The sequence below is a fragment of the Streptomyces sp. NPDC086077 genome, from assembly GCF_040686175.1.
In the GTDB taxonomy this organism is placed as follows: domain Bacteria; phylum Actinomycetota; class Actinomycetes; order Streptomycetales; family Streptomycetaceae; genus Streptomyces.
Genome location: NZ_JBFBJT010000155.1, coordinates 1 through 16,560, shown reverse-complemented (window position 1 = coordinate 16,560; position 16,560 = coordinate 1). Strand labels below are relative to the sequence as shown.

At 72.0% G+C, this 16,560-nt stretch carries 14 protein-coding genes and 1 pseudogene; 8 read left to right on the top strand and 7 right to left on the bottom strand.

Annotated features, from left to right (window positions below; genetic code table 11):
• Positions 1 to 191: 191 nt before the first annotated feature.
• From AB0O67_RS31120 to AB0O67_RS31105, 4 genes are all read left to right on the top strand, one after another.
• Complete coding sequence (locus AB0O67_RS31120) at positions 192 to 809, top strand: hypothetical protein (protein WP_365457282.1); 618 nt, start codon at positions 192 to 194, stop codon at positions 807 to 809.
• A 125-nt stretch (positions 810 to 934) separates the two neighbouring features.
• Positions 935 to 1,159: a ferredoxin gene (locus tag AB0O67_RS31115; RefSeq protein ID WP_365457279.1), complete on the top strand. Its 225-nt coding sequence runs from the start codon at positions 935 to 937 to the stop codon at positions 1,157 to 1,159.
• On the top strand, positions 1,149 to 2,537 hold the full coding sequence (locus tag AB0O67_RS31110) for an FAD-dependent oxidoreductase (protein WP_365457276.1): 1,389 nt from the start codon (positions 1,149 to 1,151) through the stop codon (positions 2,535 to 2,537). Before AB0O67_RS31115 ends, AB0O67_RS31110 begins: the two co-directional genes overlap by 11 nt.
• A 24-nt stretch (positions 2,538 to 2,561) precedes the next feature.
• Positions 2,562 to 3,803, top strand: a complete 1,242-nt coding sequence (locus AB0O67_RS31105; protein ID WP_365457273.1) for a cytochrome P450 — start codon at positions 2,562 to 2,564, stop codon at positions 3,801 to 3,803.
• A gap of 136 nt (positions 3,804 to 3,939) precedes the next feature.
• Here the strand turns inward: AB0O67_RS31105 and AB0O67_RS31100 are convergent, their stop codons facing one another.
• Positions 3,940 to 4,986 carry a LacI family DNA-binding transcriptional regulator gene (locus tag AB0O67_RS31100; RefSeq protein ID WP_365457270.1) on the bottom strand — a complete coding sequence of 349 codons (1,047 nt, stop codon included), beginning with the start codon at positions 4,984 to 4,986 and terminating at the stop codon, positions 3,940 to 3,942.
• 195 nt (positions 4,987 to 5,181) lie between these two features.
• Here AB0O67_RS31100 and AB0O67_RS31095 point away from each other — a divergent pair, with 195 nt between their 5' ends.
• The 3 genes from AB0O67_RS31095 to AB0O67_RS31085 are packed head-to-tail and all read left to right on the top strand — an operon-like array spanning position 5,182 to position 8,314.
• A complete protein-coding gene (locus AB0O67_RS31095; protein ID WP_365457267.1) occupies positions 5,182 to 6,333 on the top strand; it encodes a Gfo/Idh/MocA family oxidoreductase in 1,152 nt (383 codons plus the stop codon).
• Positions 6,330 to 7,481 carry a dihydrodipicolinate synthase family protein gene (locus tag AB0O67_RS31090; protein WP_365457264.1) on the top strand — a complete coding sequence of 384 codons (1,152 nt, stop codon included), beginning with the start codon at positions 6,330 to 6,332 and terminating at the stop codon, positions 7,479 to 7,481. The genes AB0O67_RS31095 and AB0O67_RS31090 overlap by 4 nt, the downstream gene beginning before the upstream one ends.
• Positions 7,478 to 8,314: a sugar phosphate isomerase/epimerase family protein gene (locus AB0O67_RS31085; protein ID WP_365457261.1), complete on the top strand. Its 837-nt coding sequence runs from the start codon at positions 7,478 to 7,480 to the stop codon at positions 8,312 to 8,314. Before AB0O67_RS31090 ends, AB0O67_RS31085 begins: the two co-directional genes overlap by 4 nt.
• A 92-nt stretch (positions 8,315 to 8,406) precedes the next feature.
• Here AB0O67_RS31085 and AB0O67_RS31080 read toward each other — a convergent pair whose 3' ends face one another.
• Positions 8,407 to 8,892, bottom strand: coding sequence for a carboxymuconolactone decarboxylase family protein (locus AB0O67_RS31080; protein WP_365457258.1), 486 nt, complete (start codon positions 8,890 to 8,892; stop codon positions 8,407 to 8,409).
• 176 nt (positions 8,893 to 9,068) lie between these two features.
• Between AB0O67_RS31080 and AB0O67_RS31075 the strand changes: the two genes are divergently transcribed.
• Positions 9,069 to 10,010: an RNA polymerase sigma-70 factor gene (locus AB0O67_RS31075; protein WP_365457285.1), complete on the top strand. Its 942-nt coding sequence runs from the start codon at positions 9,069 to 9,071 to the stop codon at positions 10,008 to 10,010.
• A 230-nt stretch (positions 10,011 to 10,240) separates the two neighbouring features.
• Here AB0O67_RS31075 and rbsD read toward each other — a convergent pair whose 3' ends face one another.
• The 5 genes and pseudogenes from rbsD to AB0O67_RS31050 form a co-directional block, all read right to left on the bottom strand.
• Positions 10,241 to 10,630, bottom strand: a complete 390-nt coding sequence (rbsD, locus tag AB0O67_RS31070) for a D-ribose pyranase (RefSeq protein ID WP_365457255.1) — start codon at positions 10,628 to 10,630, stop codon at positions 10,241 to 10,243.
• The gene (locus AB0O67_RS31065) at positions 10,627 to 11,529 is read right to left on the bottom strand and encodes a ribokinase (protein ID WP_365457252.1); all 903 of its coding nucleotides are present in this window, start codon (positions 11,527 to 11,529) and stop codon (positions 10,627 to 10,629) included. The genes rbsD and AB0O67_RS31065 overlap by 4 nt, the downstream gene beginning before the upstream one ends.
• 85 nt (positions 11,530 to 11,614) lie before the next feature.
• Positions 11,615 to 13,566, bottom strand: a pseudogene (locus tag AB0O67_RS31060) (substrate-binding domain-containing protein).
• On the bottom strand, positions 13,556 to 15,118 hold the full coding sequence (locus AB0O67_RS31055) for a sugar ABC transporter ATP-binding protein (RefSeq protein ID WP_365457249.1): 1,563 nt from the start codon (positions 15,116 to 15,118) through the stop codon (positions 13,556 to 13,558). Before AB0O67_RS31055 ends, AB0O67_RS31060 begins: the two are co-directional and overlap by 11 nt.
• A gap of 55 nt (positions 15,119 to 15,173) precedes the next feature.
• Positions 15,174 to 16,190, bottom strand: coding sequence for a LacI family DNA-binding transcriptional regulator (locus tag AB0O67_RS31050; protein ID WP_365457246.1), 1,017 nt, complete (start codon positions 16,188 to 16,190; stop codon positions 15,174 to 15,176).
• Positions 16,191 to 16,560: the final 370 nt, after the last annotated feature.

Below are 16,560 nucleotides of genomic sequence, written 5' to 3'. Positions count from 1 at the left end.
GGGGGGGCGCGGGCACACACCCCGACGGGGGGCGCGCGCCCGGGCGGGCGCGCCCCCCCGCGGCCGCCGCCCCCCCCGGCCCGGTGGCGGGAGCGCGCGGATTGCTGCTGTCTGTACGAAGGAAGGGCAGAGGTCCGGGCGTCGGGGGACGGACGTCTGCGCGAAGGAGGACAGGCAGAGAGCGAGGAACGATGCGGCAGAAGCACGAGCGCCTCGGGACACCCCGGGCCGCCGGGATCGCCGGGGTCCTGTTCGCGCTCCTGATGGCCGCGGCGATCATCCTGGTGCGCCTCGCCCTGCCCGGCGGGGCCGGCGGCACCGAGGTCACCGTCGACGCCGGGCAGCGCAGCGCCGTACAGACGGCGCTGGCGCTCCTGCCGTTCGCCGGGATCGCCTTCCTGTGGTTCATGGGAGCGCTGCGCGAGCAGGCGGGTGCCGGGGAGGACCGGTTCGTGTCCACCGTGTTCCTGGGCAGCGGACTGGTCTTCGTCGCCATGCTGTTCGGCAGCGGGGCGGCGGCCGGGACCGTGCTCGACGACCCGCAGCAGCACTCGACGTTCGGCCGCCACTTCGCCTACACCCTGCTGACCACGTACGGGCTGCGCATGGCGGCGGTGTTCATCTTCACGACCTCGACCATCGGCCACCGGCTCGGCGTCCTTCCGCGTCCCCTCGTCGTCCTCGGGTATCTCGTCGGCCTGGTGCTGCTCGTGGTGGGGGCGAACCTGCCCTGGTCCGAGCTGGTCTTCCCGGCCTGGGCGCTGATCGTCAGCCTGAACATCCTGTGGGGCAGGCGGCCCGCAGGCTGACACCGGTCCCGGCCCTGAGCGGCGGGCGGAGTTCACTCCGACGGACCACTCCTCGTCGCCGTACCCCGCCGACGCGCCGAGGATGGGGCACGGGGGCCGGGCCGTTGGAGAGGACCAATCCCTTGGTGAGGCTTGTCGTCGACCTGAACCGCTGTCAGGGATACGCGCAGTGCGCTTTCCTCGCGCCCGAAGTCTTCGTCATGCACGGCGAGGAGGGGCTGCTCTACCACCCCGAGGCAGACGAGGCGCAGCGCGACAAACTCGCGCAGGCCGCAGCCGCCTGCCCCGTCCAGGCCATCCTCGTCGACGAGGCGGACGTACCCGTCGGGGCGGTGTCCGATGAACGCTGACGGATCCCTGGAAAGACTCAGACGCGACGGCCGCATCGTCGTCGTCGGCGCCTCGCTGGCGGGTCTGCGCGGCGCCGAGACCCTGCGCGAGAAGGGCTTCACCGGCTCCCTGACGATCATCGGCGACGAGCCCTACGAGCCGTACGACCGGCCCCCGCTGTCCAAGCAGGTGCTGCTGGGCCTGACCACCCCCGAGCGCACCGCACTGCCCAGGCGCCGGGACCTCGACGCGACCTGGCGGCTCGGCGTCCCGGCCACCGGCCTGGACATGGCCGCCCGGCGGGTACGGCTGGGCGACGGCGACGAGGTGCCGTACGACCGGCTGCTGATCACCACCGGGGTGCGGGCGCGGCCGTGGCCCCACCAGGCCGAGGCGGAACTCGACGGTGTCTTCGTGCTGCGCACCCGCGACGACGCCGCCCGGCTGGAGCGGCGGCTCGCCGAGGGCCCCAAGCGGGTCTTCGTGATCGGCGCCGGGTTCACCGGCTCGGAGATCGCCTCCGCCTGCCGCGAACGCGGCATCACCGTCACCGTCGCCGAGCGCGCCGGGGCGCCGCTGGTCGGCGCGCTCGGCGGAGTGGTCGGCGCGGTCGCCGCCGACCTCCAGCAGGAACACGGCGTGGACCTGCGGTGCGGGGTCATGGTGACCGCGCTGGAGGGCGACGCCTCGGGCCGGGTGCGGGCCGCGCACCTGTCCGACGGGTCCACCGTCGAGACCGACCTCGTGATCGTCTCCCTCGGGGCCACCCGCAACACCGAGTGGCTCGCCGGGTCCGGACTCGGGGCGGGCCCGCGCGGCATCGCCTGCGACGCCGGGTGCCGTGCCTTCGACGTCCGCGGCATCGTGACCGACGACATCTACGTGGCCGGCGACGTGGCGCGGTCCCCGCACGCCCTGTTCGGCTACCAGTTCCTGTCCCTCGAGCACTGGGGCAACGCCGTGTGCCAGGCCGAGATCGCGGCGCACAACATGCTCAGCGAGAGCGCCGACCGGCTGCCCCACCTGTGGGTGCCGGCCTTCTGGTCCTCGCAGTTCGGCGTCAACATCAAGTCGGTCGGGGTGCCGTCGCTGGGCACGGAGATCCTCATCTCGCAGGGCTCGCTCACCGATCGACGGTTCGTCGGTGTCTACGGCTACCAGGGGCGCGTCATCGGCGCGGTCGCCTTCGACCACGCCCGGTGGCTGCCGTTCTACCAGGAGCTGATCGAGACCACCGCCCCGTTCCCGCCGCCGTTCCCCACGGTCGGCCGGAGCCCGGGACAGCGTCCGATGGACGCGGACTTCCCGGACCCGTCGGTGCCCACGCACGGCCCCACGGTGACCCTCAGCGGATACTCGCCGGCCGACCGCCGGATCACGTTCACCCCCGCGCACTGACCCGCCCGGCCACGAGGACGCACGATGACGCCATCTCCGCTGCATCAGATCCTGGACTACTCCAACCGCGCCAACCCGTACCCCATCTACGAGGAGCTGCGGAAGACCCCGGTCCTCCACCAGGACGACGGGCCCTACGTCGTCAGCACCTACTACGAGATCCGCAGCCTCCTGCACGACCCCCGCATCAGCTCCGACGCCCGCAACCTGGGCTCGGCGGCGCACGACCCGCTGGCCGAGTCGTCGTCCGAGCAGGGGGACGGGGCGCTGCCGCCGAGCTTTCTGCGGCTCGACCCGCCCGAGCACGACCGGCTGCGGCGGATGACGAACCGGCCCTTCGGCCCGCCGCACTCCCCGCACCGGGTCGACGGTATGCGCGAGGAACTGCACGGCATCGTCTCCGGCCTCGTCGACGGCATCGCCGACCCCGGACGGATCGACCTGGTGGAGGACTTCTCGTACCCGTTCCCGGTGACCGTCATCTGCCGGCTCCTCGGCGTGCCGCGCGAGGACGAGCCGCGCTTCCACGGCTGGGCGGACACCATCGCCGCGAGCCTGGACCCCGATCCGGACGCGGACCCCGGCGAGCGCGGCAAGACGTCGCACGAGGCCCGTATGCAGCTGGGCATGTACCTGGCCGGTCTGATCGAGGAGCGCCGCAGGCACCCCAGGAACGACATGATCTCCGCGCTGGCGTCGGCCGACGGCCCGGACGGCGCGATGACCACGATGGAGCTGCTCAGCACCGCGGCGCTGCTGCTGATCGCGGGGCACGAGACCACCGTCAACCTCGTCACCAACGGCATGCTGACCCTGCTGCGCAATCCGGACGTCCTGCGGCGGCTGCGGGCCGAGCCGCGGCTCGCCGTGCCCGTCGTCGAGGAGTTGCTGCGCTTCGAGCCGCCCGTGCAGCTGGTGCCGCAGCGCACGACCCTCGCCGACATCGAGATCCGCGGCGTCACCATCCCCAAGGGCGCCTCCCTCTGGCTGGTGCTCGCGTCCGGCAACCGCGACCCGCAGCGGTTCGAGAACCCGGACCGCTTCGACCCGGACCGCGGGGACATCCAGCACCTCGGGTTCGGCAGCGGCATCCACAGCTGCTTCGGCGCGCCACTGGCCCGTCTGGAGGCTCAGCTCGCCCTCGCCGAACTGGCCCGCCGCCTGGAGAACCCCCGCCTGCTGGAGGACCCGCCCCCGTACCGCCAGAACGCCGTACTGCGCGGCCCCCGGCACCTGTCCATCGCCTGCGACGGGATCCGCCCCTAAGGGCGAGCAGGAGGAGCGGCTGCACCTACTGGTGCGGACAGCCCTGGTCGCAGCCGTCCCTGCGGAGTCGACCCGTGCCCTCGGCGCGCCCTGTACGGGGAGGCGCGGTACGTGCCTCAGACCTGAGCCCCGGCCCTCACCCCCGCGGCGCCCCCGTCGACCCCCGCACCATCAACTCCCCCCGCACCGTGGCGATCCCGCCCGGTGGTGGCTCCTCGCGGCCCATGGCGATCCGTCCCGCGCGTGCCCCCGCCTCCGCCAGCGGCAGCCGTACCGTCGTGAGAGCGGGCACGGCGTCGATGCTGAACGGCAGGTCGTCGAACCCGGCGACCGAGACGTCGTCCGGTATCCGCCGTCCCGTCTCCCGCAGCGCGGCGCACGCCCCCAGCGCGACGGAGTCGTTCGCGGCGACCACGGCCGTGAGGGACGGATCACGGCGCAGCAGCTCCAGCGTGGCCTCGTAGCCGGACCGGCGGTCGTAGCGACCGTGGACGGTCCAGCGCGGGTCCTCCGGGATGCCCGCCGCCTCCAGCGCGGCCCGGTGCCCCTCCAGCCGGTGCCGGGTCGTGGTCCGCTCCTCAGGGCCGGCGATGTAGCCGAGCCGGCGGTGCCCCAGGCCGATCAGGTGCTCCGTCAACTGCCGTCCGCCGCCGCGGTTCTCGAAGGTCAGTGCCACCGCCTGGGTCTCCGGCGCCGGCGGCCGCCCGCACAGCACGACCCGCGTCCCGGCCTCGGTCAGCCTGCGCAGCTTCGCCGACACCGCCGCCACATGTGCGGCGTCCTCCACCGCGCCGCCGGTGAGCACGACAGCGGCGGCGCGCTGCCGCTGCAGCAGGGTCAGATACGTCAGCTCGCGCTCGGGGGAGCCGCCCGTGTTGCAGACGACCGCGAGCCGCTCCCCGCCGGCTCTGCCGCCCGGCCCGCCGATCTCCGACTGGATGGCGCTCGCCATGATCCCGAAGAACGGGTCGGCGATGTCGTTGACCAGGATGCCGACCAGGTCGGAGGTGGCCGCGGCGAGCGCGCTGGCGGGGCCGTTGAGGACGTAGTCCAGCTCGTCGACCGCCTTGAGCACCCGCTCGCGGGTGGATGCGGCCACCGGGTAGTTCCCGTTCAGCACGCGCGACACCGTCGCGGGCGAGACCTGGGCGCGGGCAGCCACGTCCGCCAGGGTCACCGTCATCTCGTCGTCCTCCGGTAGCGCAGCCTGTGATTCTCCGCGTTGACCATACGGCCACTGCCTTGAGTTGTTCGCCCCCTCGAACGACTCAAGACGGTCACACCCTTGTCCCCACCCCTGCTCAGAGGCTAGCTTCTCCGTGTAGAAAGCGCTTGCTGTATCGCTCCCTGCCCACTAGTCACAGCGAGAGGGAACCACGTGAACCGCAAGACGGTGCGCATCGCCATGAACGGCGTGACCGGGCGCATGGGCTATCGCCAGCACCTCGTCCGCTCCCTCCTGGCCCTCCGTGAACAAGGCGGTCTCGACCTCGGCGACGGCACCGTGCTGTGGCCCGAGCCCGTCCTCGTCGGCCGCCGCGAGCACGCCCTGCGGGCGCTCGCCGATCGGCACGGCCTGGAGCACATCTCCACGGACGTCGACGCGGTCCTCGCCGACCCGGCCGTCGACATCTACTTCGACGCCCAGGTCACCTCCGCCCGCGAGGAGGCCCTCCGGAGGGCGATCGCGGCCGGCAAGCACGTCTACACCGAGAAACCGACGGCCACCGGACTCGCCGGCGCCCTCGAACTGGCCCGCCTCGCCAAGGACGCCGGCATCAAGCACGGCGTCGTCCAGGACAAGCTGTTCCTGCCCGGGCTGCTCAAGCTGAAGCGGCTCGTCGACGGCGGCTTCTTCGGCCGCGTGCTGTCCGTGCGCGGCGAGTTCGGCTACTGGGTCTTCGAGGGCGACTGGCAGTCCGCCCAGCGCCCGTCCTGGAACTACCGCACCGAGGACGGCGGCGGCATCGTCGTCGACATGTTCCCCCACTGGGAGTACGTCCTGCACGAGCTCTTCGGCCGGGTGACCTCCGTGCAGGCCGTCGCCACCACCCACATCCCGCAGCGCTTCGACGAGAACGGCAAGCCTTACGACGCCACCGCCGACGACGCCGCGTACGGCGTCTTCGAACTCGACGGCGGCGCCATCGCCCAGATCAACTCCTCCTGGACCGTGCGCGTCAACCGCGACGAACTGGTCGAGTTCCAGGTGGACGGCACGGAGGGCTCGGCGGTCGCGGGCCTGCGCGACTGCCGCGTCCAGCACCGCGCCGCCACCCCCAAGCCGGTCTGGAACCCGGACCTCCCGGCCACCTACTCCTTCCGCGACCAGTGGCAGGAGGTGCCGGACAACACCGAGTTCGAGAACGGGTTCAAGGCCCAGTGGGAACTGTTCCTGCGCCACGTCTACGCCGACGCCCCCTACCACTGGGACCTGCTCGCCGGCGCCCGCGGCGTCCAGCTCGCCGAACTGGGCCTGAGGTCCTCGGCCGAGGGCCGCCGTATCGACGTACCGGAGATCACGCTGTGACGATCCGACTCCCTGACGCCCACGGGGACCTGCGGACCTACGAGCCCCGCTCCGAACCCCTGGCCCTCACCCCCGGCGCGGGCCTCTCCTCCCGCACGGTCTTCGCCGCCGCACACGTCGTCGCCGACCCGTTCGCCGACGTCACCCCGGACTCGCCCGCCGCGATCGACTGGGACGCCACCCTCGCCTTCCGCCGCCATCTGTGGTCGCACGGGCTGGGCGTCGCCGAGGCGATGGACACCGCCCAGCGGGGCATGGGCCTGGACTGGGCGGGCGCGGCGGAGCTGATCCGCAGGTCGGCGGCGGAGGCGAAGGCGGTCGGCGGCCGTATCGCCTGCGGAGTGGGGACGGACCAGATCACCTCAGGCACCCTCGCGGAGGTCCGCGCCGCCTACGAGGAGCAGCTCGCGCTGGTCGAGCGGTCCGGCGCCCAGCCGGTCCTCATGGCCTCGCGTGCACTCGCGGCCGCCGCGACCGGCCCCGAGGACTACCTGGAGGTCTACGGCCACCTGCTGCGCCAGTCCGCCGAGCCGGTGATCCTGCACTGGCTGGGCCCGATGTTCGACCCGGCGCTGACGGGCTACTGGGGGTCGGAGGACCTCGACGCGGCCACCGGCACGCTCCTGGACGTGATCGCCGCCGACCCCGGCAAGGTCGACGGCATCAAGGTCTCCCTGCTCGACGCCCGGCGCGAGACCGACCTGCGCCGACGGCTGCCGGAGGGCGTCCGCTGCTACACCGGCGACGACTTCCACTACCCCGAGCTGATCGCTGGCGACGAGCGCGGCTTCAGCCATGCCCTCCTCGGCGTCTTCGACCCGCTCGGCCCGCTGGCGGCGGAGGCGGTACGCGTCCTGGACACCGGGGACGTGACGGGCTTCCGCGGGCTGCTCGACCCCACCGTCGAACTGTCCCGCCACCTCTTCCAGGCACCCACCCGCTTCTACAAGACCGGCGTGGTCCTGCTGGCCTGGCTGGCCGGCCACCAGTCGCATTTCACGATGGTCGGCGGTCTCCAGTCGGCCCGCTCCCTCCCGCACCTCGCCCGCGCCTACGAACTCGCCGACGGGTTGGGCCTGTTCCCCGACCCGAAGCGGGCTCAGGAGCGGATGAGGAACCTGCTCGCGCTGTACGGGGTGACGCAGTGAGCACCGCATTGGAGCGTTTCAGCATCAACCAGATGACCGTGAAGCAGCTGGCCCTGCCCGAACTTGTCGCGGCGTGTCTGGAGTCGGGGGTCCCGGGGGTGGGCCTGTGGCGCGAGCCGGTCCAGTCGTACGGCGTGGAGGCGACCGCCAAGCTGGTCCGAGGGGCGGGCCTGACGGTCACGACGCTGTGCCGCGGCGGCTTCTTCACCGCGATCGACACTCAGGAGCGGGCCGGCGCTCTCGCCGACAACCGCCGCGCGATCGACGAGGCGGCCACCCTCGGCACGGACACGCTGGTCCTGGTCTCGGGCGGCCTGCCGCCGGGCTCGAAGGACCTGCACGGCGCACGGGAACGCATCGCGGACGCGCTCGCGGAACTCGGTCCGTACGCGCAACGGCACGGAGTCCGCCTCGCGATCGAGCCGCTCCACCCGATGTACGCCTCCGACCGCTGCGTGGTCTCGACCCTCACGCAGGCCCTCGACCTCGCGGAACGCTTCCCCGCGGACCAGGTCGGCGTCGCGGTGGACACGTATCACATCTGGTGGGACGACGCGGCGCCGCGACAGATCGCCCGCGCGGGGGCCGGCGGACGCATTTACATTTTCCAACTCGCCGACTGGACCACCCCGTTGCCCCAGGGCGTCCTCACCGGCCGCGGCCAGATCGGCGACGGCTCGATCGACATGCGGGAGTGGAAGGGCTACGTCGAGGCCGCCGGGTACACCGGACCGATCGAGGTCGAACTCTTCAACGAGGCCCTGTGGGCCCGGGACGGCCGTGAGGTACTGGCGGAGACCGCGACGAGGTTCGCACGCGAGGTGATGCCGTGAACGCGTGCGCGCGGGGCTGACCCGATCCGCACTCGCGGGACCCCGGCCGGCCCGGAACCCAGGGCCCGGGCCGGTCCGAAGCCGTCCGGGGGTCAGCTGAGCGCGGCTGCGAACATGCCGGGCTCGTAGGAGCCGCCCCGCTGGTGCACGATCACCGCGAGCCGGTTGGCCGCGTTGATCAGGGCGACCAGGGCGACCAGCGCCGCGATCTGGTCGTCGTCGTAGTGCTTGCGCACCCGGTCCCACGTCTCGTCGGACACGCCGGGGCCGGCGTCGGCGAGACGGGTGCCCTCCTCGGCGAGCGCCAGCGCGGCCTGCTCGGCCTCGGTGAACACGGTGGACTCGCGCCAGGCGGCGACGAGGTTCAGCCGGACGGCGCTCTCACCCGCCGCCGCGGCCTCCTTGGTGTGCATGTCGATGCACCAGCCGCAGCCGTTGATCTGGCTGGCGCGCAGCGACACCAGCTCCTGCGTGGCCGGCGGCAGCGCAGACTGGTGGATGACAAGGCCGGCGTTGGCGAACCTCTTGGCGAACTTGGCGCCGAGCTCGTTCTCGAACAGGTTGAATCGGGCGTCCATGACTGCGTCCTCACTCACTCGCGGCGTCGCACTGACGCACACGAGATGCCGGCGGGCGGATCCCTGTGACGCCGCGATGGTGTGACGTGGGCCACCGCGCGGCGATGTCACAGAACCGCGGGGACCGGCGTCCTGTGCGCGTGGCACTTCGAGGAGCGAAGAGGCGGGAGCAGCGGATGAACAGCGAGGGCAGCGACCGCACGCGGGTCACGGCCGGGCGGCACGCCGGCGGCGGACGCGTGGACCCGGCCACCGAGGCGTTCGTCGCCCACCGCAATCTGCTGTTCACGGTCGCCTACGAGATGCTCGGCTCGGCCGCCGACGCCGAGGACGTCCTTCAGGAGACCTGGCTGCGGTGGGCCGGCGTCGATCTCGGCACCGTGCGGGACCGGCGCGCGTACCTGGTCCGGATCACCACCCGCCAGTCACTGAGCCGGCTGCGGACCCTCGGCCGCCGCAAGGAGTCCTACGTCGGCTCCTGGCTGCCCGAGCCGCTGCTGACCACCCCGGACGTGGCCGAGGACGTCGAACTGGCCGACAGCGTCTCCATGGCGATGCTGCTGGTGCTGGAGACGCTGACACCCACCGAGCGGGCGGTGTTCGTGCTGCGCGAGGTCTTCGACCTCGGGTACGACGAGATCGCCGGAGCCGTCGACAAGACCCCTGCCACCGTCCGCCAGATCGCCCACCGGGCACGGGCGCACGTCGCGGCACGGCGACCCCGAGGGGTCGTCTCCCCGACCGAGACCCGGGAGGCGCTCGACGCGTTCCGGCGGGCGGTGGAGACCGGTGATCTGCAGAGCCTGCTCGACATCCTCGCGCCGGACGTCGTCCTCGTGGGCGACGGCGGCGGAGTCAAGCAGGCGATCCTGCGGCCCGTCGTCGGGGCCGACAAGGTGGCCCGCCTGATGATCGGCGGGATGAGCAGGGTCCCGGGCCCGGCGCGGCTGCGGCCGACGGAGGTCAACGGCCGTCCGGCGCTGTTCCTCCAGCTCGACGGCGAGCTGGACACCGTCGTGGCGGTGCGCATCGACGACGGCCTCATCACCGGGCTCTACGCCGTGCGCAACCCCGAGAAACTCTCGCGCATGGACCGGAGAACCACCCTGCGTCGCTGAAGCCGGGGCTCCACGGACACGCTGCGAAAATCCGGCAAGAAATTCCCGCCGCGGGACGCAACCCTCCCCGGCCGTCGGGGGTCGTACTTGGAGTCAGAGCTTCCGTGGGGGGAATCTGGGGGGATCCGGGGGGATCGCGGGGGGTTCTGACGGGAGGGGAAAGCCGAGGGGGCCGGTCCGTCGACCGGCCCCCTCCACGCGTGCCTACGAGCCGGCAGGACTCGCGGGACTCAGAAGAACACCCCGCAGCGCAGCAGCACGTTCGCGTACGGCGTCGCCTCCCCGGTGCGTACGACCAGCCGCGCGCCCCCCGACAGCTCCTTGAGCCGATCGTGGGGTACGAGGCCGAGCTCCGGGAAGCACCCGTCCAGCAGCGCGGCCACCGCCGGATTGGCCCCCCGTACCTCCGTCGCCGCCGTCGCGCCCTCCACGACCAGCTCGGCCAGCAGCCCGTCCAGCACCTCGGCGAACGAGGGCACCCCGGCCCGGAAGGCCAGGTCGACGACGCGTGGACCGGCCGGTATCGGCATCCCGGCGTCGCACACCAGCACTCCGTCCCCGTGCCCCAACTCGGCCAGCGCACCGGCGAGATGACGGTTGAGGATCCCTGCCTTCCTCATAGCGCGGCGACCTCTTCCGGCGTAGGGTACGACTCCTGCGCCCCCGCCTTCGTCACGGCCGCCGCCCCCACCCGTGCCGCGTACACCGCCGCCTCCGCGAGGGTGTCGCCCTGACCCAGCCGCCAGGCCAGCGCCGCCGTGAAGGCGTCGCCCGCGCCGGTGGTGTCGACCGCGTCGACCTTCACCGAGGGCACCTGGGCAACCCCCTGCGCGGAGGCCACCAGCGCACCCTCCGCCCCCAGCGTCACGACCACCGAGCGCGGCCCGCGCGCCAGCAGGATCCGCGCCCAGCCGGCGGGGTCGTCGCCGACCAGGGCGTCCCCGAGGATCACCTTCGCCTCGTGCTCGTTCACGATCAGCGGGTCGCACGCCGCCAGCACCTCCGGCGGGAGCGGTCGCGGCGGCGAGGGGTTCAGCACGAACCGGCTGCCGGGCGCCGTACTGCGCACCACTTCCACGACCGTCTCCAGTGGGATCTCCAACTGCGCCGAGACGACCCGCGAGGCGTGGAACAGGCTTCCCGCCGCCCGTACGTCGTCGGGCGTGAGCCTTCCGTTCGCTCCCGGCGACACCACGATGCTGTTGTCGCCGGACGGGTCCACGGTGATCAGCGCGACGCCGGTGGGCGCACCGCCCGCCAGCACGCCCACCGTGTCGACCCCGGCCGCCCGCTGCGAGTCGAGCAGCAGCCGGCCGTACGCGTCGTCACCGACCCGGGCCAGCAGGGCCGTACGGGCTCCCAGCCGGGCGGCCGCGACCGCCTGGTTGGCACCCTTGCCGCCCGGGTGGACGGCCAGATCGGACCCGAGCACCGTCTCCCCGGCCGCCGGCCGCCGCTCGACGCCGATCACCAGATCGGCGTTGGCCGAGCCGACGACCAGGAGGTCGTAGTCGTACATGAAGGTCTCCCTGATACGCGTACCTGGTAAGTGACGTGAGCCGTCGGCGGGTGCCGGGGTCGGGGCCGACCCCGGCACGCGACCGTCAGCCGCCGAAGCCGGCCACGTTCTCCTTCGTGATCACCTTCACCGGCACCTTCACCGTCGCACTCACCTTCTCGCCCTCGGCCGCCCGCAGGGCGTTGTCCACGGCGATCCGGCCGAGTTCCTTCGGCTGCTGGGCCACAGACGCGTACAGTGTCCCGTTCTCGACCGCCTTCAGCCCGTCCGGCGTGCCGTCGAAACCGACGACCTGGACCGACTTGCCGGCCTTCGAACCCAGCGCCTTGATCGCGCCGAGCGCCATCTCGTCGTTCTCCGCGAACACACCGTCGACGTCGGGGTGCGCCTGGAGCAGGTTCGTCATCACGTCGAGGCCCTTGGTGCGGTCGAAGTCGGCCGGCTGCTTGGCGACCACCTTGATGCCCGGGTAGTCCTTCAGCCCCTCGGCGAAGCCCGCGCCGCGTTCCCGGCTGGCGGAGGTGCCGGCCTGGCCCTGGAGGATCACGATCGTGCCCTGGCCGCCGAGCTTCTCGGCGAGCGCCTTGGCGCCCAGCTCACCGCCCTCGACGTTGTCGGACGCGACGAGCGCGGCCGTCTTCGCCTTGTTGACGCCCCGGTCGACGGCGACGACGGGGATGTCGGCCTTGTTGGCGGCCCGAACCGACGGACCGGCCGCGTCCGAGTCCACCGGGTTGACGACGATCGAGGACACGCCCTCGCTCGTGAAGTTCTGCAACTGGTTGGCCTGTTGCGAGGCGTCGTTCTGCGCGTCGGTGACGGTGAGGTCGACGCCGAGCTTCTTCGCCTCGGCCTCGGCGCCCGCCCGGATCTGCACGAAGAAGGGGTTGTTGAGCGTGGACAGCGACAGCCCGACCTTCTTCTGCGTGCCGGACGAGCCGGTGTGCAGCAGCGAGGTCGCCGCGACCACCGCCACCGCGATCACGGCGGCGAGCAGATAGGTGATCGCCTGCTTGCGCCTGTCGCCGCCCCCACCGGCACCCACCGGAGTCGACCCCGCCTTGCGCCGCACTGTGTCGAGCAGCACGGCCAGCGCGATCACCACACCGATGACCACCTGCTGCCAGAAGGCCGACACGGACAGGAGGTTGAGGCCGTTGCGCAGCACCGCGAGGATCAGCGCGCCGATCAGCGTGCCGGACGCCTTGCCGGTACCGCCCGCGAGCGAGGCGCCGCCGATGACGACCGCCGCGATGGCGTCCAGCTCGTACCCCTGCGCGGCCTGCGGCTGCGCGGAGGACAGCCGGGAGGCGAGCACGATGCCCGCGGCGGCCGCGAACAGCCCGGAGAGCGCGTAGATGGCGAGCTTCTGCTTCTTCACCCGCAGTCCCGACAGCCGGGCCGCCTCCTCGTTGCCGCCGATCGCGTACATGGACCGCCCGAGGTACGTCCGGCCGAGCACGAACGCCGTGATCAGACCCATGACGATCATCACCAGCACGGGCACCGGCAGCCTCCGCCGAGCGTGTCACCGAGGTGCGAGATCGAGTCCGGGAAGGCGATGGGCGAGCCCTGCGAGATGACCAGCGACAGGCCGCGCGCCACGGACAGCATGGCGAGCGTCGCGATGAACGGCGGCAGCTTGCCGTACGAGATCAGGAAGCCGTTGACGAGACCACAGGCGATGCCCGTGGCCACCGCGAGGAGGACCGCCAGCACGACGGGCACGCCCTCGCTGGTGGCGCTCCACGCCAGCACGGTGGCCGACAGCGCCGCCACCGACCCCACGGACAGGTCGATGCCCGCCGAGACGATCACGAACGTGACGCCGAAGGCGAGGATCGCGGTGACGGCGGCCTGGACGCCGATGTTGAGCAGGTTGTCGGCGGTCAGGAAGTCCCCGGACAGCGCCGACAGCGCGATCACGAGGACGATGAGCGCGGTGAGCGCCCCGTTGTCGAGCAGCAGCCGGCGCAGTCCGCCGGGGCCGGAGGCGCCGCCCGCGCCCGCGGAGCTCTTGAGCGTGTCAGTGGCCACGGGAGGCCTCCGTTCCATGAGTGTCGGTGTCGCCGTCTGTGTCGGTGTCGGTGACGGCATTGCCGGGGGTACTGACGGCGAGCGCCATCACGGTGTCCTGGGTCGCCTCGCCGGCGGGGAGTTCGCCGGCGATCCGCCCCTGCGCCATCACCAGCACCCGGTCGCTCATGCCGAGCACCTCGGGCAGATCGCTGGAGATCATCAGGACGGCGGCGCCGGCGGCCGTCAGTTCGTTGATGAGCTGGTAGATCTCGACCTTGGCGCCGACGTCGATCCCGCGCGTCGGCTCGTCGAGGATCAGCACCTTGGTGTTCGCCAGCAGCCATTTGCCGATGACGACCTTCTGCTGGTTGCCACCGGACAGGGTCCGCACATGCTGCCCGAGCCCTGCCATGCGCACCCCGAGCTGCCGGGCGATCCGCGTGGCGGATTCGTGCTGCCCCTTGAGGTCGACCAGCCCGGCCCGGGTGGCCGACCGCAGGGTCACGAGCCCGAGGTTCTCCTCCACGGAGGCGTCCAGCACGAGCCCCTGACCTTTGCGGTCCTCGGGCACGAGCCCGATCCCGGCGGCCATGGCGGCGCCCACGTCATGGCGCCGCACGGCCGTACCGGCGACCTTCACGGCCCCCTTGTCGTAGGGATCGGCCCCGAACACGGCCCGTACGACCTCCGTACGGCCCGCCCCGACGAGCCCCGCGATCCCGACGACCTCACCGGCCCGCACCTCGAAGCTCACGTCGTGGAAGACGCCGTCCCGGGTGAGCCCCTCGACGGTCAGCAGCGCGGCGCCGGCGTCGGCCCGCTCCCGCGGGTACTGCTGCTCGATCGACCGCCCCACCATGAGGCGCACGAGCTCGTCCTCACCGGTGGAGGCGGGCACCTGCCCGACGCTCTTCCCGTCACGGATCACCGTCACGCGGTCCCCGAGAGCGGCGATCTCCTCCAGGTGGTGCGTGATGAACACGACCCCGACGCCGTCCGCGCGCAGCTGCCGCACGATGGCGAACAGCTTCTCCACCTCCTCGGTGGTCAGGACGGCGGTCGGCTCGTCCATGATCAACACCCGCGCGTCGAGACTGAGCGCCTTGGCGATCTCGACCATCTGCAGCCGGGCGATGCCGAGTTCCCGCACACGCGCGCGGGGGGAGACCCGCACGCCCACGCGTGCGAGCAGCTCCTCGGCGTCCGCCTCCATCCGCTTCCGGTCGATCACCCCGAAGCGCCGGGGCTGCCGCCCGAGAAAGATGTTCTCGGCGACGGACAGGTCGGGAACGAGGTTGAACTCCTGGTAGATGGTGGCGATCCCGAGGCGCTCGGAGTCCTGCGCACCGTTGATGCGCACCTCCTCACCACCTACGAGGATCCGCCCGGCGTCGGGCGTGTAGGCACCGGAGAGCATCTTGATCAGCGTGCTCTTGCCGGCGCCGTTCTCACCGAGCAGCACATGCACCTCCCCGCGGCGCAGATCGAAGTCCACGCCGTCGAGCGCGACCACGCCGGGGAAGGTTTTGCGGATGCCCTCGATACGCAGCAACTCGTCCGGGTCGCTCACGACGTACTCCTTCGTACGGGGACTGTGGGGGGACTGTCTGTGGGGGAGGGGAAGGTCAGGTGGGGGACTGCGGACCGCCGCCCGGCGCGCCGCACGACCGGCGTACGACGAGATTGGCGGGGAGGGTGACGGACTCGCCCGGCCGCCCCTCGATCCGGGCGACCAGCGCGCGCACGGCGGCACGCCCCAGATCGCCGGTGGGCTGGGCGACGGCGGTGATCGGCGGATCGGTGTGCACGAACCACCGGATGTCGTCGAAGGCGGCGAGCGCGATGTCGTCGGGAACCCGCAGCCCACGCGCGCGTACGGCGTCCAGCGCGCCCAGGGCCATCAGGTTGTCGGCCGCGAAGACGACCTCGGGCGGCTCGGGCAGGTCGAGGAAGCCCTCGGTGACCCGGCGCCCGCTGTCGGCCTGGAAGTCGCCCTGCCCTATGTAGGCCTCCGGGAGATCAAGGCCGTACGCGCCGAGAGCCTCCCGGAAGGCGTCCACGCGCTCCCGCCCGGTCGTGGTGGCCGCCGGCCCCGCGATGATCGCGAGCCGCCGGTGCCCGAGGCCGTACAGGTGGGCGACGAGGTCGCGCACGGCGGCCCGCCCGTCCGCCCGCACCACGGGCACGTCGACGCCCGGGATCCACCGGTCCACGAAGACCATCGGGGTCCCCGCGCGCACGGCGTCCAGCATCAGCGGCGAGCCGCCGTCGGTGGGGGAGACGAGGAGGCCGTCGATGCGGCGGTCCAGCAGGTTCCGTACGTGGTGGTCCTGGAGGTCGGGCCGCTCGTCGGCGTTGCCGATGATCACGCTGTAGCCCAGCGCCCGGGCCTCCTCCTCGACGGAGCGGGCCAGCTCGGTGAAGTACGGGTTCATCACGTCGCTGATGACCAGGCCGAGGGTGTGGGTCTGGTCGGTGCGCAGGGACCGGGCGACGGCGTTCGGGCGGTAGCCCAGCGTGTCGACGGCGGCCAGCACACGCGTGCGCGCGTCCGCGCTGACCGACGGATGATCGTTCAGCACACGCGAGACCGTGGCGACGGAAACGCCTGCCGCGGCGGCGACGTCCTTGATGCTCGCCATCGCCGGTCCACCTCCTCATACCTCATGGAATCGATTACATCGATGGGTGTAGAGGTGATTGGAATCGATTACATCCAGGGGTGGCAAGGGGTGACGCCTATCGAAACCCAATCGTGACCTTCGGGCGCCGAGCGCCATTCCGGGCCCACTCCGGCGGACCTCTCGAACCGTCCTGTAGCTGGGTTGCGACGCAACGCGGTTGCAGGTGCGATCGGTGTTGGATGAACCTGGTGGGCACAGAAAGACACCGCCAAGTCAGAACGCGGACGGGGGAGGCGGGTTCGGTATGAAGTTCGACATGGGTGCGCAGACGCTGTCGTCGTTGATGCGTGATTCGCGGGGTTCGAGTGATGATCTCGGGACGTTGATC

Bases quoted from the DNA above. Each gene is read 5' to 3' on its own strand.
- AB0O67_RS31120 (WP_365457282.1), top strand. From the start codon at position 192: ATGCGGCAGAAGCACGAGCGCCTCGGGACACCCCGGGCCGCCGGGATC.
- AB0O67_RS31050 (WP_365457246.1), bottom strand. From the start codon at position 16,190: ATGGCGAGCATCAAGGACGTCGCCGCCGCGGCAGGCGTTTCCGTCGCC.
- AB0O67_RS31100 (WP_365457270.1), bottom strand. From the start codon at position 4,986: ATGACGGTGACCCTGGCGGACGTGGCTGCCCGCGCCCAGGTCTCGCCC.
- AB0O67_RS31110 (WP_365457276.1), top strand. From the start codon at position 1,149: ATGAACGCTGACGGATCCCTGGAAAGACTCAGACGCGACGGCCGCATC.
- AB0O67_RS31075 (WP_365457285.1), top strand. From the start codon at position 9,069: ATGAACAGCGAGGGCAGCGACCGCACGCGGGTCACGGCCGGGCGGCAC.
- rbsD (WP_365457255.1), bottom strand. From the start codon at position 10,630: ATGAGGAAGGCAGGGATCCTCAACCGTCATCTCGCCGGTGCGCTGGCC.
- AB0O67_RS31065 (WP_365457252.1), bottom strand. From the start codon at position 11,529: ATGTACGACTACGACCTCCTGGTCGTCGGCTCGGCCAACGCCGATCTG.
- AB0O67_RS31080 (WP_365457258.1), bottom strand. From the start codon at position 8,892: ATGGACGCCCGATTCAACCTGTTCGAGAACGAGCTCGGCGCCAAGTTC.
- AB0O67_RS31105 (WP_365457273.1), top strand. From the start codon at position 2,562: ATGACGCCATCTCCGCTGCATCAGATCCTGGACTACTCCAACCGCGCC.